Source organism: Streptomyces sp. Y2F8-2 (assembly GCF_014905555.1).
GTDB lineage: Bacteria > Actinomycetota > Actinomycetes > Streptomycetales > Streptomycetaceae > Streptomyces > Streptomyces cynarae.
Genome location: NZ_BNGS01000004.1, coordinates 490,815 through 512,677 on the forward strand (window position 1 = coordinate 490,815; position 21,863 = coordinate 512,677).

At 70.1% G+C, this 21,863-nt stretch carries 17 protein-coding genes and 3 pseudogenes; 9 read left to right on the forward strand and 11 right to left on the reverse strand.

All coding sequences use genetic code 11. The annotated features are described in order from the left end of the window. Positions 1-84: 84 nt before the first annotated feature. Positions 85-1,131 carry a hypothetical protein gene (locus tag SY2F82_RS16585; RefSeq protein ID WP_200419845.1) on the reverse strand — a complete coding sequence of 349 codons (1,047 nt, stop codon included), beginning with the start codon at positions 1,129-1,131 and terminating at the stop codon, positions 85-87. A 206-nt stretch (positions 1,132-1,337) separates the two neighbouring features. On the opposite strand from SY2F82_RS16585, the gene SY2F82_RS16590 reads away from it, so the two are divergent. Beyond that, complete coding sequence (locus SY2F82_RS16590; RefSeq protein WP_200419846.1) at positions 1,338-1,790, forward strand: MarR family winged helix-turn-helix transcriptional regulator; 453 nt, start codon at positions 1,338-1,340, stop codon at positions 1,788-1,790. Positions 1,791-2,008: 218 nt separating this feature from the next. On the opposite strand, the gene SY2F82_RS16595 is transcribed toward SY2F82_RS16590, so the two are convergent. Together SY2F82_RS16595 and SY2F82_RS16600 are read right to left on the reverse strand one after the other, a co-directional pair. Further along, entirely contained in the window at positions 2,009-2,566 is a 558-nt protein-coding gene (locus tag SY2F82_RS16595) for a hypothetical protein (protein WP_200419847.1), read from the reverse strand. Between the two features lie 243 nt (positions 2,567-2,809). Then, positions 2,810-3,475: a hemerythrin domain-containing protein gene (locus SY2F82_RS16600; RefSeq protein ID WP_236041518.1), complete on the reverse strand. Its 666-nt coding sequence runs from the start codon at positions 3,473-3,475 to the stop codon at positions 2,810-2,812. A 176-nt stretch (positions 3,476-3,651) separates the two neighbouring features. On the opposite strand from SY2F82_RS16600, the gene SY2F82_RS16605 reads away from it, so the two are divergent. Together SY2F82_RS16605 and SY2F82_RS16610 are read left to right on the forward strand one after the other, a co-directional pair. Continuing rightward, positions 3,652-4,713: a type III polyketide synthase gene (locus SY2F82_RS16605; RefSeq protein WP_200419848.1), complete on the forward strand. Its 1,062-nt coding sequence runs from the start codon at positions 3,652-3,654 to the stop codon at positions 4,711-4,713. 21 nt (positions 4,714-4,734) lie between these two features. Beyond that, the gene (locus SY2F82_RS16610; protein ID WP_200419849.1) at positions 4,735-5,313 is read left to right on the forward strand and encodes an isoprenylcysteine carboxyl methyltransferase family protein; all 579 of its coding nucleotides are present in this window, start codon (positions 4,735-4,737) and stop codon (positions 5,311-5,313) included. Positions 5,314-5,506: 193 nt separating this feature from the next. Here SY2F82_RS16610 and SY2F82_RS16615 read toward each other — a convergent pair whose 3' ends face one another. Both SY2F82_RS16615 and SY2F82_RS16620 read right to left on the reverse strand, forming a co-directional pair. Then, a complete protein-coding gene (locus SY2F82_RS16615) occupies positions 5,507-6,046 on the reverse strand; it encodes a hypothetical protein (protein ID WP_236041520.1) in 540 nt (179 codons plus the stop codon). A gap of 189 nt (positions 6,047-6,235) precedes the next feature. Next, positions 6,236-7,216 (reverse strand): alpha/beta fold hydrolase, encoded by a 981-nt coding sequence (locus SY2F82_RS16620; RefSeq protein ID WP_200419850.1) that lies wholly within the window; start codon positions 7,214-7,216, stop codon positions 6,236-6,238. Positions 7,217-7,496: 280 nt separating this feature from the next. Between SY2F82_RS16620 and SY2F82_RS16625 the strand changes: the two are divergent. Next, a pseudogene (locus tag SY2F82_RS16625) lies at positions 7,497-11,670 on the forward strand (beta-galactosidase). Positions 11,671-11,862: 192 nt separating this feature from the next. After that, a complete protein-coding gene (locus SY2F82_RS16630) occupies positions 11,863-12,369 on the forward strand; it encodes a molybdenum cofactor biosysynthesis protein (protein WP_200419851.1) in 507 nt (168 codons plus the stop codon). A 17-nt stretch (positions 12,370-12,386) separates the two neighbouring features. Here SY2F82_RS16630 and SY2F82_RS16635 read toward each other — a convergent pair. Together SY2F82_RS16635 and SY2F82_RS16640 are read right to left on the reverse strand one after the other, a co-directional pair. After that, positions 12,387-12,683: pseudogene (locus tag SY2F82_RS16635) on the reverse strand (RICIN domain-containing protein); the annotation flags it as partial. After that, positions 12,616-13,071 (reverse strand): ATP-binding protein, encoded by a 456-nt coding sequence (locus SY2F82_RS16640; RefSeq protein ID WP_236041522.1) that lies wholly within the window; start codon positions 13,069-13,071, stop codon positions 12,616-12,618. The gene SY2F82_RS16640 and the pseudogene SY2F82_RS16635, both read right to left, overlap by 68 nt. Before the next feature lie 211 nt (positions 13,072-13,282). Here SY2F82_RS16640 and SY2F82_RS16645 point away from each other — a divergent pair. After that, positions 13,283-13,564: pseudogene (locus SY2F82_RS16645) on the forward strand (winged helix-turn-helix transcriptional regulator); the annotation flags it as partial. Between the two features lie 211 nt (positions 13,565-13,775). Then, the gene (locus SY2F82_RS16650) at positions 13,776-14,429 is read left to right on the forward strand and encodes a response regulator transcription factor (protein WP_200419852.1); all 654 of its coding nucleotides are present in this window, start codon (positions 13,776-13,778) and stop codon (positions 14,427-14,429) included. On the opposite strand, the gene SY2F82_RS16655 is transcribed toward SY2F82_RS16650, so the two are convergent. From SY2F82_RS16655 to SY2F82_RS16670, 4 genes are all read right to left on the reverse strand, one after another. After that, positions 14,407-14,811, reverse strand: a complete 405-nt coding sequence (locus SY2F82_RS16655; RefSeq protein WP_200419853.1) for a LytTR family DNA-binding domain-containing protein — start codon at positions 14,809-14,811, stop codon at positions 14,407-14,409. The genes SY2F82_RS16650 and SY2F82_RS16655 overlap by 23 nt on opposite strands. Positions 14,812-14,970: 159 nt before the next feature. After that, positions 14,971-16,494 (reverse strand): DUF4118 domain-containing protein, encoded by a 1,524-nt coding sequence (locus SY2F82_RS16660; protein ID WP_268980392.1) that lies wholly within the window; start codon positions 16,492-16,494, stop codon positions 14,971-14,973. Between the two features lie 382 nt (positions 16,495-16,876). After that, positions 16,877-17,680, reverse strand: a complete 804-nt coding sequence (locus SY2F82_RS16665) for a phosphatidate cytidylyltransferase (protein ID WP_200419855.1) — start codon at positions 17,678-17,680, stop codon at positions 16,877-16,879. Further along, positions 17,677-19,455 (reverse strand): histidinol-phosphate aminotransferase family protein, encoded by a 1,779-nt coding sequence (locus SY2F82_RS16670; RefSeq protein WP_200419856.1) that lies wholly within the window; start codon positions 19,453-19,455, stop codon positions 17,677-17,679. The genes SY2F82_RS16665 and SY2F82_RS16670 overlap by 4 nt, the downstream gene beginning before the upstream one ends. A gap of 302 nt (positions 19,456-19,757) precedes the next feature. On the opposite strand from SY2F82_RS16670, the gene SY2F82_RS16675 reads away from it, so the two are divergent. Further along, a complete protein-coding gene (locus tag SY2F82_RS16675) occupies positions 19,758-20,495 on the forward strand; it encodes a flavodoxin family protein (RefSeq protein ID WP_200419857.1) in 738 nt (245 codons plus the stop codon). A 207-nt stretch (positions 20,496-20,702) separates the two neighbouring features. Further along, a complete protein-coding gene (locus SY2F82_RS16680; RefSeq protein ID WP_200420042.1) occupies positions 20,703-21,860 on the forward strand; it encodes a low temperature requirement protein A in 1,158 nt (385 codons plus the stop codon). Positions 21,861-21,863 lie beyond the last annotated feature (3 nt).

The window sequence follows — 21,863 nt, forward strand, 5'->3', positions numbered from 1 at the left end:
TCGATCTCCTCATGAGTAGCGGAGTAGCGGATGGTGAAGTAGCTGAGTAGTGAGTGCCTGAGCGGCTGGGGGAGCTCGGCTGAGTCAGGCGGCGGCCGCCGTGCGCCGCCGCGTCAGGCGGGCACGCGCGCCGAGCAGCAGCGCGGCGACGACGGCCCATAGAGCGAGTGTGACGACGGGTGCCGCCGCGTGCGAGCCGTCGAAATAGCTCAGGTCGGTGATCGCGCGGACGGCTGCGCCGGGCGGCAGCAGTGCGGAGACGGCTCGGGCCGCGGTGGGCAGCAGGTCGGCGCCGATGGTGGCGCCGCTGGTGGCGTTGCCGACGGTGAGGAGCAGGAGGGTGGCGACCGGAAGCCCGATGGGGCCGAGGTAGGTACCGAGCAACTTCGTGGTGAAGGCGGCCGCAGCCGCCAGCAGGGTCAGGGTGAGGACCAGCGGAACGACCGGGGCCGGAACCGCTCCCAGAACGGGGCCGGCGAGGATCGCGGCGACCGTGCCGATGGCCAGGGAGGCACCGCCCAGCAGCCAGAACCGCTGCCGCAGGTGCAGGAGACCGGCCAGGCCGACGGCGTTCGAGCCGAGCACGAAACCGGCCAGGGTCACGCCGAAGGCCATGTAGAAGCCGGCCAGTCCCCGGGCGTCGAAGCGGGTCAGAGGGACGGCATCCTCGGTGGTGATGTGCAGGCCCGCACCGTGGGCGTAGGCGGCGACGAGGGTCTTCACCGCCGAGGTGGTGGATGTGCCGTTGGCTCCTGCGATCTCCAGCCGGAGCCTGCCCGGGCCGTCGTTGCTGAGCGCGGCGACGACGTCGCGGTTCTCCAGTGCCCGGCGGGCGGCGCCGGCGTCGGCGGCGGGGTGGACGTCGACGCTGCCGCCGAGGGCCTGGTGTATCTCACCCGGGAGGTCCGGGGCGGTGACGGCGATGGGAACGTGATGCGGCTGAGGGGCGCGCTGCAGGCCGATGTAGCAGGTCACGAAGGCGGCCACGACGATCAGGGCGATGACGGCCGGTTGCAGCCAGGCCCTCACCGGCGGCCGGCGGCGGGCGGCTCTGTGGGACTTGGGGGAGCGTTCCGCAGCTGTGGCGCTTGTCTGCTCACGCGCGGGTGCGGATCCGATGGGGGTGTCCATGACGAGGCTTTCTGAAGGCGGGACGTGATGCGCGCGGGAGATCAGGCGGGGGACGCACGTCACGCGAGCACATACGAGCATATGCTCGTATTAAGGGGTCGGCAAATCGGAACCGTCGATGGCCTTGTCGAGCGCTGGCGTCAGGCGTTCTGGTGCTTTACGAGTAGGTGCTCCTATCATGGGTTCCGCAACCTACGGAGGAGATCATGACCACCACGCCGACGAACCTCGCCGAGCAGTGCAACAACCTGGCACTGCGTAAAGCGGCCCGGTACCTCGGCGCGACCTATGACACGGCCCTGGCCTCGGTCGGGCTTCGTGCGACGCAGTTCAGCATCCTGCAGAAGCTCAGCGCGCGCGGAGAAATGACGATCACCGGCCTCGCCGACGCGATCGCCATGGACCGCACGACGATGGCTTCGAACCTCAAGCCGCTGGCGCGGGAAGGTCTGGTGACCGTCGAGCCGTCGCCGACCGACCGCCGCGCACGGATCGCCGCGATCACGCCGGACGGAATCGCCCGGGTGAACGAAGCCCTGCCGTTGTGGAAGGACGTGCAGGCCCGGTTCGAGGAGGCGTTCGGCGCCGACGATGCCGCCCGCCTGCGAGCCTCCCTCGCAGCCGTCCTCGACACCGGTTTCACGCCCTGGGCCGAGTAGGCGCATCCCCGCGCCCCGCCCTGGGGCCAAGGGCGTCGTAACGGGAGGGTTGTCGGCGGAGTCCCGCACCTGAGGGGCGTACGTGATCGGCTGGATGTGCGGAAGCCCTGATCGTGACGGCCCTTGTCCGTCGTCACGCCCCCGGAGGGCGTGCGCCGAATCCAGCCTTGCCGCGCAGCAGATGCGAGCTGCACCGCACGGCGACACGCCTGGTTCGCTCAGCTCCCGGCGGGGCGCGGCTGCCCGCGGTCGGTGAGCAGGTCCTCCAGCAGCGCGCGGTAGTGGACCATGGCGGTGCGCAACTGCTCGGTGTCGGCCTTGTGGCGGGTACTGAGCTCGTCGATCGCGTGGGCGGCTCGGTAGTGCTCCAGCGTGCGGCCGTGCTCGACCGAGAGGTCCCTCAGCTGTTCCTCGAACTTCTCCGTCGGGTAGCCGCGCTCTTGCATGAGCGAGGTCACCAGGCGGTCCGCGTCATGCACGGCGTCCTCGGGACGGTCCACGAACTCTTCCTGCACGGTGGTCCACTCGCGGGTGTAGCGGTCGCGGATGCTGGTGGGCAGCGGCCTGACATCCAGGGCGTCGTGCCGCTGCTCTCGCTCGACCAGTTCACGCTCGGCGGCCCGCCGGCTGCCGGTGTCCTCAACCGTCCGCTGGTACTCCGGGCCGAAACGCTCGCGGAGGCGGCGACGGCGCATGAGGAGAGAAGAACCGATTGCGATCAGGGCGATGACCACCACGACAGGGATGATGATCGCCAGAAGTGTCCCAGTTGTCATCGGGCCCACGTCCTTGCCAAGCGCCCGGATGGTTTTCTTTGATGCCATTCTCGGGCGGTCTTACATGAAACAGAAGGCGTCGGCCACGATGACGTGAGCCGCGTCAGGGGGCGGGTGGCGGGGGCGACCTCCCAGCGCCGTACGCGCTCGCCGTACGCGCTGAGCAGGGCGATCCCGCCACGCTTGCGTGACTGAGGAACGTGCCGCGCACCGGTGCCTGTGCGCGACCGGTCCTGATGATCGTCAGGAGGCCATGCGGTGGCGGACGGCGTCCAGGGTTCGGTCGAGGGGACCGAGGACTGGCGCGACCAGCTTGTTCGCGGCCTCGTTGTTGACCCAGCGGTGCGGCCGGGTCGGCGCGTACGCCTGGGTGAGCTTGACCTCGGCACCGAGCATGCGCAGCCGGGCCGGGCTCACCGCCTTTCGCAGCGCGGCGAACTCCTCCCGTTCCTCACGGGCCGCGTGCCGGGCGACGGCACGCCGCACCTGGTTGAGCCGCCGCAGATACCCGGCCCCGTCCGGACCGGTACGCCACAGCGCGACCAGCAGCTGCTTTGCTTCCTTCTCCTCGGTGAGGCGCCGCTGGGCCAGCTCGCTGCCGTGCCGCAGGGCTCGGCGCGCGACCGGGTGGACGTGCGCCTCTTCGGCGGCTTCGTGCACGGCAAGCAGGCGCATCAGCCGGTCGAAGTTCCGACGGCGCCACGGCCCGGGCAGCGCGGCCTGCAGGAAGCCGAGCCTGATCTGCCGATGCTGACGTGTGAGCACGTCGACGACGTTCTCGCCGCCCAGGGTGCGTACCACCTGCAGGGACCGGGCGGGAACGGTCTTCGCGGCCCTCACCGTGGCCTTTGCGGTGAGCAGCGGCTTCGTCGCCGTGCTCATCCCGGCCGTCTTTCTGAGCATGCCCATGTTCCCTCCTCACTCCTGAAGCCAGAAGTGGCGGGTACCCCCGCGCCGTCACCCTCACGCGCTCTGCGTTGGGTACTCGTGTTCGTGGGGCTGAGGTCACCGGTCCGCCCGCGACAACCATGTCTCAGGGCCGGCCCAGCAGCCGGATTGCCGTAACACGTCGATCGGAACCTTGTATGAGCCGCATCGTCGCCGTGCAGAAGGTCCTGGCACCCCACCGGCACCGTCAGCGGGACATCACCGATCAGGTGTGCTCGAGCCTGCCGGGGGCGGACCGGTCCTTGCTCGACCGAGTGCACGCCGCGGCGGGAGTCCGGTTCCGTCATACCGTGCTGCCGCTGGATGCCTACGCCGATCTGGACGGGTTCGGTGCGGCCAACGACGCCTTCATCGATGCCGCGGAGCGGATGGGGGCCGAAGCGGTCAGGGGTGCCCTCGCCTCGGCGGGGCTGGCGTCGGGCGCGGTGGATCTGATCGCCGTCGTCTCCACCACCGGCCTGGCCGCTCCCTCGGTGGACGCCCGGCTGATGGGCCCTCTGGGTCTGCGACCGGACGTCAAACGGCTCCCGTTGTTCGGACTCGGGTGCGCAGCGGGGGCGGCCGGGCTCGCCCGTGTACACGACTACCTGCGGGGCTGGCCCACGCACACCGCCGTACTGCTGTCCGTCGAGCTGTGCTCGCTGACATTCCAGCGGTCCGATCCCTCGCCGGCCAATGTGGTGGGCAGCGCCCTGTTCAGCGACGGTGCCGCCGCTCTGGTGGCCCAGGGGAGCAGAGCTCCGGCCGGACCGAGGCCCCCGCTCGGCCCCGAGGTGGTGGCGAGCCGCAGCCGTTTCTATCCGGGCACCGAGCGTGCCATGGGCTGGGACGTCACCGACAGCGGATTCCGTATCGTGCTGGACCCCGGAATCCCGGGCATCGTCCGTGCGCACCTCGCCGACGACATCGACTCCTTCCTCTCCGGCCACGACCTGGCCCGGCACGACATCGGAACCTGGGTGTGCCATCCCGGCGGCCCCAAGGTGCTGGACGCCATCGCGGACACGCTGAACCTGCCGTCCGGGGCACTGGACCTCACCTGGGACTCCCTCGCGGAGGTCGGAAACCTGTCGTCCGCCTCCGTTCTGCATGTACTCCAGGACACCCAGCGACGCAGGCAGCCCCCGCCCGGCACCTGGGGCCTGCTGCTCGCCCTCGGCCCGGGCTTCTGCGCCGAACTGGTCCTGCTGCGCTGGTGAAGCGAAGGGAGGAACGACCGGGTGATCTGGTACGCGCTGCTGGTCGCTGCCATCGCCGCCGAGCGGCTGGCCGAGGTGATCGTCGCCCGCCGCAACCGCCGCTGGAGCACGGCCCGCGGGGGCGTTGAGACGGGCCGAGGACACTACCGGGCAATCGTCGTGCTGCACACAGGTCTGCTCGTGGGCTGCCTGATGGAAGCACGGGTCGCCGGACGGCCATTCCTTCCGGGCGTCGGCTGGCCGATGCTGGCCCTGGTCGCGGCCGCCCAGGGGCTGCGCTGGTGGTGCATCGGCGCGTTGGGACGGCAGTGGAACACCCGGGTGATCGTCGTGCCCGACCTGCCCAGGGTGACGAAGGGCCCCTACCGCTTCCTGCGCCATCCCAATTACCTCGCGGTGGTCGTCGAGGGAGCCGCGCTGCCGCTGGTGCACGGTGCCTGGCTGACCGCGACGGCGTTCACGGTGTGCAACGCCGGGCTCCTGGCCGTACGCGTCCGCTGCGAGGAAGCCGCCCTCTCGGCAGCCGCACGGCAGGCTCACCCCCCGGACGACCGCCACGTCACCCGGCAGCGCGCCGCGGGCCGGGCGTCGCGGCGGTGACAGATCCGCGAACGCGGAGGCCTGGACGCGGCGTGCTCAGGGCAGGACGGGTCGGCCTTTCCGGCCGTTGCGGGCGCCCGGGCATGCGGTCAGGCGTACCCCGGCCGGCGCCTTCGCCGAGGAGCGGCCCAGAGCGCACCTGATCGCGAAGAGGCCCGCACGACTTCGATCGTGCGGGCCTCTTCGCGTGTCCTTACATGGCCCGCAACGCCTTCTCGGCATGCTGAAGTCGCAGTTCCTCCAGCGTCCGCAGCTGCCGCTGGGCTCGTTCGATCAGTTCGTCGAGCTGCTGCCGGTCAAGACGCCCGTCACTCTCCGCCAGCCGGCGCAGCATCCGCCATCCGGCGGCCTTGCCCTCGACTCCGAGCTGGAGGAACTCGAGTTCGACCACCGAGGTCAGCGGAGAGCGGCGGACGAGGCGGCCGTTCGGCTTCAGGCGTCCCGCCCTCTCGGCCGTCTCCGCTGCCAAGATCTTGTATCGGCGCACCGGAACGCCCAGTCGGCTCATGATCTCCAGCAAGCTCGCCCGGTCCTGGGCGATCTCGTCGGCGATCGGCCGCAACGCTGCGGCGAGCGGGGAGTCGCGCAGTGCCCGGACCGTGTAGTGGATGCGCCGGCTCCCGACGGTCGACCCTGCCAGGTGGTCGTTGAGGTAGATGCCGAGCAGGTCGGTGCGGGCTCCCCTGCCGGCGTTCTGCGTACCGATGCTGCTGCCCTGGCCGACGTCACTCATACCGGCCCTCCAAGGACGACCGGAACGGCCGACGGCCGCGGCGACAAGTACTGTGCATGGCTGGTCTCTCCCGACTGCGTGCCCGCTGATGGCCACGGGAGCGGACGAGTACCCGCATCACGGCATCCCACGTGTGACGCCTGCGCATCCGTCGCGTGTTTCGAAAGCGGTGGGCGCAGCGCGAGTGCGTCAAGCGCGCAGAGCGCTGAGCCAGTCGGTCAGGAGTCGGTTGACCTCGTCGGGGCGTTCCTGCTGGATCCAGTGGCCGCAGCCGTCGAGGACGTGGGAGGAGACCAGGCCCGGCAGCGTGGCCGGGTACGCGTCGATCGCGTCGGCCAGCCATGTCGTGGAGGCGTCCATGCCGCCGCCGATGAACAGGGACGGCTGGGTGATGGGGGCACCGTCGAAGGCGGCGAGGTCCTCCCAGTCGCGGTCCATGTTCCGGTAGCGGTTCAGTGCTCCGGTCAGGCCGGTCCGTTCGAACTCCCCGGCGTAGACGTCGAGGTCTCGCTCGCTGAGCCAGGCGGGCAGTCGGCCGATGGGGAACCGCTCACGCATCGTCCCGTCCCTGCCGACGAAGTGGGGATCGGGAGCACCGGGTGCGGGCATGGTGTCGGCGGACAGGGCCGCGTAGAGCCCCGCGAGCCAGCCGCGGACATCGGGTTCGATCTCGGCCTCGGCACGGCCCGGCTTCTGGAAGTAGGAGACGTACAACTCCTCATCCCCGCCCATCCGAGCGAAGACCTCGCTGGGGCGGGGCCCGCCGCGCGGGGTGTAGGGAACGCTCAGCAGCCCCACCGCGCGGAAGATCTCCGGCCTGAGCAGGGCGGAGTTCGCGGCGATGGGCGCGCCCCAGTCGTGGCCGACGACCACCGCCGACTCCTCGCCCAGGGCGTGCACCACCGAGACGTTGTCCTCCACCAGATCGACCATCCGGTACGCATCCGTCGCGGTCGGCTTGGAGGACCGGCCGTAGCCGCGGACATCGAGGGCGACGGCGCGGTATCCCGCCGCCGCGAGCACCGGCAGTTGGTGGCGCCAGGAATACCAGGACTCAGGGAAGCCGTGCACGAGCAGCACCAGCGGCCCGGTTCCCCGCTCCGCGAGGTGAATTCGGCCTCCCGGAGAGGAGACCAACCGGTGTGTGACCTCCGCGACGTGCTGCGACATGCGTCTCCTCCAGGACCGTCGGTCTGCTCTACGCCACCGATCATGCGCACGACGCTGCTGAGAAGGCGAGTTCGTTTGCCGATTCGGCAACCCGGTCCTCGGCGGCGGCTCCGTATCCCGTGACGAGTCGTCAGCGGCCAGGGAAATTCCTGCCGTACGGCTTCCAAGCCGCCCCAGGGGCCACCTCGACCGTGTTGCTCCCGCCCCATTGTGCCGTGCCTCGCGCCCCTTTAATGTTCGACTTTGCCTGAGTCTGTTTGATGTTGATTGCTCAGGCGGTATGGAGGCCGCAGTGCGGAGTAAACGGATCGGTTCAGAAGCTGCGAGACCGGGCCGCCGTCGATGGTGGAGGGCGGTCCTCGCGACGGCCGCGACCATCGCCCTGGCCGCGGGCACGGCCGCGCCCGTCGCGGCGCAGGACGCCGGCGGGCAGGCGCCCGCCGCCGGCCCCGGGGCGCACACGGTGAGTCTCGACGGCTACTCGTTCCTCGTCGACGGCAAGCGCACCTACCTGTGGTCCGGCGAGTTCCACTACTTCCGGCTCCCGAGCCCGGACCTGTGGCGCGACATCTTCCAGAAGATGAAAGCCGCCGGATTCAACGCCACCTCGCTGTACTTCGACTGGGGATACCACTCGCCGAAGCCGGGGGTGTACGACTTCAGCGGGGTGCGCGACGTCGACAAGCTGCTCGACATGGCCCAGGAGGCCGGGCTCTACGTGATCGCGCGCCCGGCGCCCTACATCAACGCGGAGGTCGACAGCGGCGGCCTGCCCGGATGGATGACCACCAAGGCCGGGCACAACCGCAGTGACGACCCGCAGTTCCTGAAGTACGCGGACGAGTGGCTGACCCAGATCGACCGGGTCATCGCCCGCCACCAGCTGACCACCGGCACCGGGTCGGTCATCGCCTACCAGGTCGAGAACGAGTACTACAACGGCTCGGCCGCCGGCCGCTCCTACATGCAGCACCTGGAGGACAAGGCCCCGCGCCGACGGCATCACGGTACCCCTGACCGGCAACAACAACGGCACCTTCAACTCCGGCGCGGCCGCCCTCGACGTCGACGGCCCGGACTCCTACCCGCAGGGGTTCAACTGCTCGAACCCCTCGAAGTGGAACGGCGTCCCCGACATCAGCTACGACCACCCGGCCGGCAAGCCGCTGTACTCGCCGGAGTTCCAGGGCGGCGCCTTCGACCCCTGGGGCGGACCGGGCTACGACAAGTGCGCCCAACTGATCAACGACCAGTTCGCCAACGTGTTCTACAAGCAGAACATAGCCGTCGGCGCCACCGCGCAGAGCTTCTACATGACCTACGGCGGCACCAACTGGGGCTGGCTGGGCATGCCGGAGAACTACACGTCCTACGACTACGGCGCCGCGATCCGCGAGAACCGCCAACTGGACCCGAAGTACTACGAGGACAAGCTGATCGGGTACTTCACGCAGTCGGTCGCCCCGCTGACCAAGACCGAGTCGATCAAGGCCACGCCGCCGGACGACTCCGCGGTCGTCGCCACCGCCCGGATGAACCCCGACACCAAGACGCAGTTCCACGTCCTGCGGCACGGGAACTCCACGTCCACGGCGGTCGACAAGACCCACATGGCGCTGGACTTCAACGCCCAGCCGTCCGCGGACACCACCTACACCTGGGACGACCCCGACTCCGCGCTGCAGTACACCGGTTCGTGGTCGCACGTGGCCAACCAGAGCTACACAGGCGGCGACTACAAGCACACCGAGTCGTTCTCCAACAAGGCCGGTGACACGGTCACCGTCCCCTTCGACGGCACCGCGATCCGCTGGATCGGGTCGAAGACCAACAACCACGGCTACGCCGACGTCTACCTCGACGGCGCCAAGGTGGCGACGGTCGACGACTCCGGCAGCGAGAACCAGGCGGTGATCTTCCAGAAGACCGGCCTGACCCCCGGGGCGCACACGCTGAAGATCGTCGTTGACGGGAACCACAGCTCGGGGTCGTCGGACAACTACGTGTCCATCGACGCCATCGACGTGCCGACGGCGGACACCGCGACGCCGACGTACCCGGTCGTGCCGCAGCAGCCGGGGACCGCGATCACCCTCGACGGGCGCGACTCGCACGTGATCGTGGCGAACTACCGGCTCGGGGACGCGCAGTTGCAGTACTCGACGTCGGAGATCATGACCAACGCGACGATCGGCAACCGGGACGTCGCCGTGCTCTACGGCAACCCGGGCAGCGACGGCGAGACGGTCCTTCGCTACTCCTCCAAGCCCACCGTGGTCACCGGCGACGGCACGGCCACGACCACCTGGGACGCGGCCACCGGTGACCTGCGGCTGAACTACACGCACAAGGGTCTGATCCGCATCAGCATCAGCGGCGGCGGAAAGCGCCCACTGCTGCTGCTCGTCGGCGACAAGGCCACGGCGGAGACGTTCTGGCGCCAGGACACGGCGAGCGGTCCGGTGCTCGTACGCGGCACCCATCTGCTGCGCACGGCGACCAGCCTGGACGGCGGCCACACCCTGGCGCTCACCGGGGACACCGCCGATGACAAGAACATCGAGGTGTTCACCTCGGCCGGCCAGGTCACCTGGAACGGCAGCGCGTTGGAAACCCAGGCCACCGACACGGGGAGCCTCACCGGGGAGATCCCGGTGGCCGCCCCGGTACACCTTCCGACGCTGACGAACTGGAAGCACGCCGAGGAGTCCCCCGAAGCGGCCCCCGGTTTCGACGACTCCAGCTGGCAGGTGGCCGACAAGACCACCACCAACAGCGTCTCCGGGGTCAACTCGCTGCCGGTGCTCTACGCGGACGACTACGGTTTCCACACCGGCAACACCTGGTACCGCGGCCGCTTCCGCGCCACCGGCAAGGAGACCGGCGTCCACCTGGTCTCGGACTCCGGCGGAAAGGCCCAGGCGTTCTCCGCCTGGCTCAACGGCACCTTCCTGGGCAGCTCCACCACAGGCAGCGCCGACTTCGCCTTCCCGGACGGTTCGGTGAAGTCGAAGGGCGACAACGTCATCTCCGTGCTCACCGTGAACATGGGGCACGAGGAGGACTACAACTCGACCAACGGCAACAAGACCGCGCGCGGCCTGACCAGCGCCTCCCTCGTCGGAGCGCCGCTGACCTCCGTCACCTGGCGGCTGCAGGGCGTACGGGGTGGCGAGGACCTGCAGGACACGGTCCGAGGCCCGCTCTCGACGGGCGGCCTGTACGGCGAGCGGGCCGGCTGGTCCCTGCCGGGCTACCCGGACGGCGACTGGAGCCGGGTGTCCCTGCCGACGGCCGACACCCGTCCCGGCGTCTCGTGGTACCGCACCGACGTCAACCTGGACCTGCCGCGCGGTCAGGACACCTCTCTCGGTCTGACCTTCACCGACGACCCGTCACGCAAGTACCGTGCCACGATCTTCGTGAACGGCTGGCAGGTCGGCAACTACGTCAACTACCTCGGCCCGCAGAGCACCTTCCCGGTGCCCAACGGGATCCTGAACCCGAACGGCCGGAACAGCATCGCCATCGCCGTGTGGAACCTGGACGGCAGCACGGGCGGGCTCGGCAAGGTCTCGCTCACCAACTACGGCAGCTATGCCTCGTCCCTGCGTGTCGCGCAGAACGACAGCCCCCGCTACAACCCCCGGACGTACGCCATGCCGAAGCGCCCGGGAGCGGATGTCACCTTGGACGTGCCGAACACCGCTCAATCAGGGGAGGCCTTCACGGCCGAGGCGACGGTGCAGGTGCCGAAGGACAAACCGTCCGCGTCCGGCCTGACGGCCTCGCTCTCCGCACCTGACGGCTGGAGCGTGAGCCCCACGAGCCCCATGTCCGTGGAGCGCCTGCTCCCGGGCGGATCGGCCACCTTCACCTGGAAGGTCCAGCCGCCGACCGGGCAGCTGCCCCCCGCCTCGGCCCTCACCGCCACGGTGCACTACCTGCAGAACGGACGACAGGCCGCCGGCGGTGACGAGCGCATCGTCGGCGGGATCCCGCCGGCTCCGCCGGCCGGGAAGAACGCCGTGAGCGGCCTACCGTTCTTGTCGTCCACCAACGGGTGGGGCCCGGTGGAGCGTGACAGCAGCGTCGGTGAGCAGGCGGCGGGGGACGGCCGTCCGATCACCATCGCCGGTGTCGGCTACCCGAAGGGCCTGGGCACCAACTCGATCAGCGACGTCGAGCTCTATCTCGCCGGCAAGTGCACGCGGATGACGGCGTACGTCGGTGTCGACGACGAGACAGGCGGCGCGGGAACGGTGACGTTCTCCGTGATCGCCGACGGCAAGACCTTGGTCACCACGCCGACGATCCGGGGCAAACAGGCCGCGGTGCCGATCGACGTCGACGTCAGCGGCGCGCAGGTGGTCGACCTCAAGGTCGGTGACGCCGGCGACGGCAACGGCAACGACCACGGCGACTGGGCCGTGCCGACGCTGACCTGCGGCTAGACGTGCGGCTGACGGACGCCTATGACAGTGGGTCCTGGACCTTCTGGTCGTAGGCGTTCGTCGGGGGCCGGCCGGCGGAGTGCCGTAGGCGCGATGACCCGGCCGGCCTCTGGCAGCGTGGCGCGAAGGAGACCATCAGCGGTCCGGCGTCACCAAGCTCCGCCTCCGGGGCGCCGGGCTAGGCTCGGTGGCGTGGAGCAGGTGGAAATCATTCAGCTGCTGGTCTCTCCCGTGCATCGTTTCCAGGGCCGTCCGAGCGACGGTGTCCCGGAACTGCCGCGGGAGGAACTGGTGGCCACGGCGCAGGTGCGCAAAGGGCTGGGCATCGTGGGCGACCGGTACTTCAACCGTCCCGCCCATCGCAGTGCGTCGGTCACCCTCATGGCGGCCGAGCGCCTGCCGCAGGCGGTCTCCGGGGAGGCGGACCTGTGCCTGACCCGGCGCAATGTCCTGCTGCGCGGCGTGGACATCGACGCGTACATCGGCGAGACGGTCTTCCTGGACTGCGGCAGTGGACCCGTGGTGCTGGCGGTCCGCAGGGCGGCCAGGCCGTGCGCGTGGATGGACACCACCATCGGGCCGGGCGCGCAGCGGGCGCTGCGCGGCGGCGGAGGCGTTCGCTGCCTGCCGCTGTCCGACGGGATCCTCACCGTGGGGCCCGCTGCGTTCGGGGTGTGCACGGACTCCGGCGAGGAATGACCGGCGAGCAGGCCGCTGCCTGCGTTGACGAGCTTGTAGTAGCCGCCGCCTGCGCTGGTCAGGGTCCACTGTTGCGAGGTCGCGGTCGAGGACGTGTTCTGCATGAGGGCCGCGCATGCCGAGGCCGAGGAGCCGCTGATGCCGAGGTAGAGGCCGCTGTGGACGTTCTGTGAACCGACCGGTGTGCGCAGCCGGCCACTCGTCGGCCGTCGGGTGGGCCGCGGCGAGGTGCTTCCGCGGGGTGGGTCAGCCCCTGGTGGTGATGTCGGCCCAGTGGATGGCGTGCCCGGCCTCCTGGCGGTCACCGTGTGCATCGGCGAGCAGCTCGATGATCTTGAGTCCGCGGCCGCGCTCGTCGTCGGTGCGCTCGGTTGCCTGGCCGTAGTGGGGGACGGTGGGGCCTCCGTCCGACACCTCGATGTGCACCTGCCCGGCCGTGGGGTCGCAGCACAGTCCGAAGATCAGCGGCGGCTGGGCGTGCCGTACGGCGTTGGTGACCAGTTCGGAGACGGCCAGGAGCACCGAGTCGGCCACCTCGTCGGTGACCTTCCACTGGGCGAGCAGGTGCCGGGAGATCCTGCGGGCTTCGCGCACGGCCTCCGGGCGGTGCGCCAGGGCCCAGGTGCGGCCGGGCGTCGACGTGTGCTGGGTTCCCGTCTGCTGGGGGAGGAGATCTGGAGGACAGACGTACATCGCGGCCATCACCTTCTTCGAGCACATGGTGCCGTCGGGCTCGGGGCGCTGTTTCTACTGGACCTGACCACCTTCCCGTGCATCCGTGTGGTGTGTCGTCGTGGCCAGCGCCCAACCTCTCTACCGGCCAGCGGGAATACGCGGGCCGCAGTCAGCACCAAACGGGCCCGCCGCGGACAAGGTCAGGCGGGCAGCTGCGTGTCGACGACGAAGTCGCTTGGCGTTCCTGATCATCGAGGCGCTCGGCGAGCGCACCCTGCGCTTCAGCGAGCTGCGGAACGAGGTCGAGGGCGTCAGCCACAAGATGCTCACCCAGAACCTGCGCATGCTGGAGCGCAACGGCTTGGTCGACCGGAAGGTGCACCCCACCGTGCCGCCGCGGGTCGAGTACACCCTGACCGGGCCGGGCGGGGCCCTGCGCACCACGGTCGACGCCATGTGTGGCTGGACCCACGAGTACCTCGGTCACATCGAGGACCCGCGCCGCCGCTTCGACGCCTGACAGGCCCTACGGCACCGCTGCACCACGCCTGCGTTGTGGGCGGTCCCGCGGTGGCGGAGGCGAGCCAGTGCCCCAGCGCTTCCTCGGTGAGACGGTCTTCCGAGGTCGCCGCGGGGTGCCCACCGGCTGAGGCTCACCGACAATGGAGGCATGACGGGAAGGGATCCGGACCCGCAGACCCGGGTCCGGGCGCAGTGCTGACGGACCGGTCATGAAGGATCTGCGGGTGGTCCTCGCCGACGATGACGTGCTGCTGCGCGAAGGGCTGGCCAGCCTGCTGCAGCGCTCGGGCTTGGCCGTGGTCGGGCAGGCCGGCGACGCTGTGCAACTGCTGGAGGTCGTCCGGCGGGAAGAGCCGGAGCTGGTGGTGGTGGACATCCGGATGCCGCCGGATCAGGCCACCGAAGGGCTCGAGGCGGCGCGCACCATCCGCCGGGACTTCCCCGACATGGGCATTCTCGTCCTGTCGGCGCATGTCGAGGTGGAGCACGCGATGGAGCTGCTCGCCGACGGGCGCAGGATCGGTTACCTGCTGAAGAGCAGGGTCGGTGATGTACAGGAGTTCCTGGAGGCGCTGGAGCGGATCGCCAAGGGCGGCTCGGTGGTGGACCCGGCGCTGGTCCAGGAGCTTGTGTCCGCACGCCGCCGGGCGGACCCGCTGGCGGTGCTCAGTGAGCGTGAGCGCGAGGTTCTGGCCCTGATGGCGGAGGGCCGGTCCAATGCCGGCATCGCGCGCCGTTTGTGGGTCACAGAAGGCACGGTGGAAAAGCACGTGCGCAGCATTCTGTCAAAGCTTGGCCTGCCGGAAACCGACGACGACCATCGCCGCGTCCGCGCCGTGATCACTTTCCTGGAGGCCCGCTGACCGGGGCGTCCCGGTGACCGTCCCTCCCGGCGAGCAGGTCGTGGATGGCCCCGCTGGACAGCGCCGTCTTGGCGAGGAATCCCAGCGCGCGACTCGCCACAATGAGGTCGGCGTACTCGTCCTCCGCATGACTGGAGATCAAGATGACCGGGGGCGGCGAAGGGCCTGTCTCGTGGCGCAGCCGATCGGCCAGTTCCAGGCCGCTCTCGCTACCGAGGTCGATGTCCACCAGTGCGATGTCCGGCCTGAGCTGCGTTGCCTGCTGCAGCGCCTGTGCACTGTCCGATGCCACGCCCACGACCATGATGCCCTCGCCCTCGAGCAAGCAGCGAGCAGCATTGAGGAAGTAAGGGCTGTCATCAACGATGATGCACCGCAACATGTGTCCAGGATCTCAGCGCGGGGACCCGGCAGGCATTCCTGCTAGCTGTATTCATGGCCGGTTGCCCACCTGCCTGTCATGCATGGGCTGTTCTGCCCGGTGGCCGAGCCGCCTGACCAGCATGGGTGCGCAGCTTGGCGCACGCTGCGCCTCGGAAGTTCAGTCCCCGACTTCGGCCGGCTTCAGGGAATCGCGGTCGGCCCCGGTGAGCGGGAGCTCTGCACGCAGGGTGGTTCCCACTCCGTGCGGACTCTCGACAGAGATCCTGCCGCCGAGCGCCTCCACGCGGTCCTTGAGGCCGAGGAGACCGGTGCCGCGGACGAAGTCGGCACCGCCGACCCCGTCGTCGTGGACGCACAGGCCAAGCACCCCGTCGGTGGCCTCGACCATGACCCTGACGGCCGAGGCCTGCGCATGCTTGATGGCATTGGTCAGTGCTTCGCAGACGACGTAGTACGCGCTGACCTGGATCCGCATGGGAATCCTGGTCTCGGTGTGCACCACGAGATCGACCGGCAGGGAGGAGCGCCGAGCGAGCGCCTTGAGCGCGGGAGCGAGGCCTCCCCTGGCAAGGATCGAGGGGTGGATGCCGCGCGCCATCTCGCGCAGCTCGTCCAGCGCATCCGTCAGCTCGGTGGTGACATGGTCCAGTCTCGTTCGGAGTTCGTCCAACTCGGGCGGCACTTTCGTCTGCGCCGCACCCAGGAGCAGCACGACCGAGACGAGCCGTTGCTGGACGCCGTCGTGGAGGTCGCGCTCGATGCGCCGACGGGTCTCGTCGGCTGCGTTGACGATGCGGGCGCGTGAGGCGGTCAGTTCGGCACGGGCTTCGGCGTTCTCGACGGCGGTGGCGACGAGCTCTGTGAAGCTGGTGATCTGCAACTCCGTGTTCGCCGGGAAGGGCTCCTCGCTCTTCCTCGATGCGGCGATCACGCCCCACAGGCGCGCGGCAACCATGATCGGGCAGCCGACCGACGAGCGGATGCCCACCGCACGCGCCTCCCGCGCGATCGCGCCTGGTGCGTCCGCGAAGTTCCTGATCCGGGCCGCACCGCCGGTGCGCCGGACCTCGCGGGCGATGCTCAACCCGTTCAGGTCGAAGCGCGTGCCGACGGTCAGGGGGTCCGGCACCCTGGTCCGGCTCCAGGCGGCGACGCCGGTAACGGTGCCGTCCGCCTCGTAGCGCTCCATACGGGCGAGATCGGCACCGCAGAGGAGGCCGACCTCGCGGGTCACGGCCTCGAAGACCGCCGAAGGCGGAGCCGACCGGGCGACCAGTGTCGCGACTCGGCGCAACGCGGACTGCTCCTCCGTCAAGCGCGCCGACGCCAGTGCCGCCCGCCGTAGCCGGGCCGCGAGTTCTCCCACTACCGCGGCCGTGAGGAGGAAGACCCCCAACGCGACGCCGCTCTCGGAATCCGCGAGCTGGAACGAATGGAGCGGAGGGACGAACAGGTACGCGTAGGCCAGCACGCTCAGCACCGACGTGAGCAGTGCCAGCCCTGTACCCCACACCACGGCGACGGGGAGGACTGCGAGGAGGTAGAGCACCAGGAGGTGCAGCGGCGAGATGTGCCGCCCGAGGAGTGCGATGATGCCGGTGGTCGCAGCCACCATCGCGACGCTGGCGAGCAGACCGTTCAACCACCGCCGAGTCGGCAAACGCACCCGGCGCCGAGCCATAGCGTCGCTTCCTTGGTCGAACCTGACGGGCACCGTTAACCAAAGTGTGACATATTGCGCTGGCGGGCGTAGGTGTCGATCTTGTGCGTGGCCGTCCCGCCTGCGCACTGCCCGCCTGCTCGGCCTTCCGGCCTTCTGGCCTTCTGGCCTTCTGGCCTTCCGGCCTTCCGGCCTTCCGGCCTTCCGGCCGTCCGAAGTCACCCGCCCGGGGTGGTGGTGAGCACCCCCGTCCGCGCGGCTGCTCGTGATGCCGGCCGGCCACGGGAGCGGTGCAGTACGGCCTGCCGCCGGGCGAGTCCACTGCTGCCCGTGGCACACCGCTGCCCATGGCGAGCCTGCGAGGCCTCGCACCGTGTCGCTGTCCGGCCATGGACGGTGCGGGTCAGCCCAGGACGAGCAGGACGGCCAGCGCGATGAGCAGCGAGTCGATGCGGTCCAGCAGACCGCCGGAGCCGGGTAGCCAACGGCCGGCGTCCTTTGCCCGTGCACCTCTTTTGACCATGGACTCGAGAAGGTCGCCCACCGGGCCACCGACCGCCACAGCAACTGCCGTCGGCCAGCTCAGCGCGGACAGCACGGCGAGCACGCCGAGGCCGGCCGCGGACCCGGTCAGTGTCCCGCTCCACCTTTTGGCCGGCGACAGTGGTGACAGCCGCGGCCCGCCCAGCCCTCGACCGGCGAAGTACGCCACGATGTCGGCGATCGAGACCGCGACGAACAACGCGAGCGCGCTCGCCCCGAGCGGCACCAGCGCGGCCAGCACACTCAGCCAGGCCAGCCCGAGCAGGCCGGCGCAGAGCCGTCGCAGGCCGTGGTCGGCGTCGCCGGCCAGGAGCGGCACTGCGGCCACTGCGAGAGCCCCGATCGCGACCACCCGGAGCACCTGTCCGGGCGCCAGCCAAGCGGCCATCACCACGCCTGTCACCGCCGCGCCCAGTACCACCCGGTCTGCCCGACCCAGCCGCATCAGCCCGCCGAACTCCATCACCGCAATCACCCCGACCGCGACGGCGACGGCCGCGGCGCCCGGTCGGCCCAGCCAGAACGCACCGGTGACCAGAGGCACCCCCGCGGCCCATGCGCACCACCGGACCATCAGCTCACGCCGCCGGGACGCGACCACCGCGACGCCGCCCAGCGCCAGCGCCCCACCGAGGTAGGGCGCCAGGGACGCGACGGTGATCACCGAGCGGATCCGGTAGCGGCAGCGCCCGGAGGCATCGCAGCGAGCGAAGCCGGACCCGGCCGCAGAACGTGCAGGGCGGCCTGGCACGCGGCCACGATGCGCGCGTTCTCGGCGGTGTCCCTGACCGCGATGCGCACGGTGCGTCCCTGGTACTCGGGCGACAACGGCGACAGGTCCCGCAGGTATACGTCGCGACGGCGGCACTCGTCGACGAGTCGGGCGGCGCTCGGCCCGCCGGGCGGCAGAGTCACCGTGAGAAAGTTCGCCACGGCCTCCTCGACCACCACGGTCTCGTCCAGCCCGGCCAGGGCGGCGGCCAGTTCCCGGCGCAGCGCGTGGGTACGCAGCCAGCAGTGGGCGTAGTACGCCGGGTCGCGCAAGGCCGCCACCGCGGCCAGCTGTGCCGGGAGGCTGACCGGCCAGGGTGGCGTCCATCGGCGCAGCTGCGCCGCGGTGATCGGCTCGGCAACCAGGTACGCGGCCCGCGCACCGGACAGCGCGTACATCTTGGACAACGAGCTGCAGACCACCACCCGCGGGTCCGTCGCGGCGAGGTCGGCGAGTGATTCGGTCAGGCCGGCATAGCCCAGGTACGCCTCGTCGATCCACCAGCGGGTTCGGACCGGTGCGGCGGCGATCAGCGAGCGCAGCTCTGCTGCCGGCGCGTGGCGTCCCGTCGGGTTGTTCGGGTTGACCACCACCACGAGGTCGTATCGGCCGGCCTCGACGGCAGCGGACAGCCGGGCCGGATCGATCCGCCAGCCGTCTTCGCGACGCAACCGGAACCGGTCCACCCGGCATCCGATCACCCTCTCCGTGACATGCGCGTACTCGCCGTAGCTCGGGTCCGTGAGAAGCACCCTGCTTCCCGCGGTCAGCCACTGGCCGAACGCCCTGTAGATCAAGTCGGACGAACCGGCGCCGACCGCGAGCGTCTGAGCCGGCAGCGCCCGAGCCGCGGCGATCTCCGCCAGCAGGCCCTCGGCGCCGGATGGCGGCGAGGTACGGGCGACCCAGGCCGGATCCTCCGCGAGCACCGCCCGCACCCCCGGTGCCGGTGGGAACCAGGCATCCAGTACGTCGGCCGCGACCACCCGGTGGCGCCGGTGCAGCGTGCGGAAGTCCGTGCCGATGGCGGTGAACGAGGCACCGCCGTGTTCGCAGCCGTCCGGCCGAGGTGCGAACGGCATGTCCAGCTGCCAGTCCACTGCGGACCGCATACGCTCCAGGAGGGTGCGGTAACGGTCCATCGCGACCTTCGTCAGCTCGGTCACGCTGCCGGTCAGCACCTCGAACGTCAACGCACCGCTGTCCACGGTACGGCCGACCGGGCGCAGGCCGGTGGCCAGGTACATGGTGAGCAGCTCGGTGCGCCCCATCGCCACCACCCGGCGACCGCCCCGGGCGGCGATCCAGCGCAGCGCCGCGTACATCAGCAGCGGCGCCGCTGCGCCGGCCCGCCAGCGCGGCTCAACGGTGAGGATGCGCACCTCGAACAGATCGCTCTCGGTCAGCAGCGGCAGCTCGTCGCGGGTCAGGTACTTGTCCAGCGCGTACCGCCCCAACCACGGCGGAGTCAGGCTGACAAAGCCGACACGGGCCGCTCCTCGCGCCGCGACCAGGTAGACGTTGTCACCGTCCAGCCCGTCGCGGAGCCGCCCGGCCGGATTCGGCTCATGCTGGCCCAACTCCTGTGCGTACACTCGGTGACGCAGTTCATGGATCCACTCGAGATCCTCCGGAGTAGCAACACGCAGCTGCAGGTCACGGCCCATAGGCACCTCTCTCGCGGGGGCACTCCATCGTGGGCGACACGGACCGGCCGCGTCAGGGGCCAAGTGACGCAATCAGCTGAGTACGCGTACTCAGGCGCAGGCGGGCCCCTCGTGCAGACGTACTCCACGCCCTCGGCCGCTTCAGCGCCCAAGACGCGAACGCAGATGTCGCGGTGCTCCGTCGGCCACTCGCCTCACGGACCATTCGGACGCCTGGTGGTGGCGCCGCACCGCACCGGTCCGCACGCTGGACATGGACGCGCCGCCATGCACTGCGTGGCGGCAGGACTCCGGGAGGACCTGTGACCGCTTCTTCGCCCGCCGTCGACGCACCGCCCGCCCGCTACGACGATCTGCGGGCCCTGGTGATCAACTGCACCCTCAAGCGGTCGCCGGAGCCCAGCAACACCCAGGGGCTCATCGACCGCAGCACCGCCATCATGGCGGCACAGGGAGTGCAGACCGATGTGGTACGGGCCATCGATCACGACATCGCCACCGGCGTGTGGCCCGACATGACCGAGCACGGCTGGGAGACGGACGCCTGGCCAGACCTTTACCGGCAGGTCCTCGCAGCCGACATCCTCATCCTGGCCGGTCCCATCTGGCTGGGTGACAACAGCTCCGTGATGAAGCAGGTGATCGAACGCCTTTACGCATGCTCCAGCGTGCTCAACGACGCCGGCCAGTACGCCTACTACGGGCGAGTCGGCGGCTGCCTGATCACCGGCAATGAGGACGGCGTCAAGCACTGCGCCATGAACGTCCTCTACAGCCTGCAGCACCTGGGCTACACCATCCCTCCCCAGGCTGACGCCGGCTGGATCGGCGAGGCGGGTCCCGGTCCCTCCTACCTCGACCCCGGCTCGGGCGGTCCGGAGAACGACTTCACCAACCGCAACACGACCTTCATGACCTGGAACCTGCTGCACCTGGCGCGGGCGCTGAAGGACCTCGGCGGCATCCCCGCCTATGGCAACCAGCGCACCGCCTGGGACGCGGGCTGCCGCCGTGACTACGAAAACCCCGAGCACCGGTAGGGCCCTCCTGAGCGGGCCGGCGGCCCATGCCTTCCGGCATCGACGTGGCCGACCGGCCGCACGCACGGTTGTTGACGCCCGGCGATGGGGGGAGCCGGCCGAAGTCGTCCGGCTGCTGTAGAAGAACGGGAAGGAGCACGTGCGGTGAGCGAGCGCGCCGGCGGCCCGCCGGGCGGCCGGGTTCCGGTCGAGCCTTTGCTGCGGACGATGGTCCGGCGGGACCCGACGGAAGCGCACCGCGTCGCTACACCGCTGGAGCTCTTGTTCGATCTCTGTTTCGTGGTGGCCGTCGCGCAGGCAGGTGGCAGGCTGGTGCACGCCGTGGCGGCGGGGCATGCCGGTCAGGGTGTGGCCGGCTACGCCATGATCTTCTTTGCCGTCTGGTGGGCCTGGATGAACTTCACCTGGTTCGCCTCCGCGTACGACACGGACGACGTGCCCTACCGGCTCACCACGTTGGTGCAGATCGCGGGCGTCCTCATCCTGGCCGCCGGGGTGCCACGCGCCTTCGACCGCACGGACTACTCCATCGTCCTGATCGGCTACGTGGTGATGCGGCTGGCCTTGACGACTCAGTGGGTCAGAGCGGCCCGCAGTGAGCGGGGCGACGCCCGCATCACCGCCTTGCGGTACGCCGCCGGCGTCGTCCTCGTGCAGATCGGCTGGGTGGCGTTCGGGTTCCTGCCGCACACGGACGTGAAGGCGTGGGTGTACGTCGTCCTCGCGGCCGCAGAACTCGCCGTGCCCGTGGTGGCCGAGCGTCGCAGGCCGACTCCCTGGCATCCCCACCACATCGCCGAGCGCTACGGACTGTTCACCCTGATCGTCCTGGGCGAGACGGTCGCCGCCGCGACGGTGGCCGTGCAGAGGGCTCTGGACAGGGGCGGTTCGACGCAGCTGCTTCCCATCGCCGCGGGTGGCCTGCTGATCGTGTTCGCCGCCTACTGGATCTACTTCGTCGTGCCCATCCACGAGCACCTGCGGACGAGCAGACGTGCATTCCTGTGGGGATACGGGCACTACCTGGTCTTCTCCACGGCCGCCGCCATCGGCGCCGGGCTCGAAGTGGCGATCGAGCAGGTGGCCGGCCAGGCCCACATCGGCGCCACGAGCGCCGCCGCCGCGGCCACCGTTCCGACGGCCGGATTCGTCTTCTTCACCTGGCTCCTGCACGCACGCCACGACAAGCCGTCACTGCGCCAGCAGGCTGTCCTGCCGCTGACCGCGGTCGCCATCCTGGCCTGCACGTTCGCGGGCTCATGGGCGGTGCTGATCGCCGGATTCGTCGCGGCACTCAGCGTGGCCGTCTCCTTGATCCAGCGCCACCGCTTCACCCCGTCATCAGATGCCGCAGCCATTCCCTGAGTC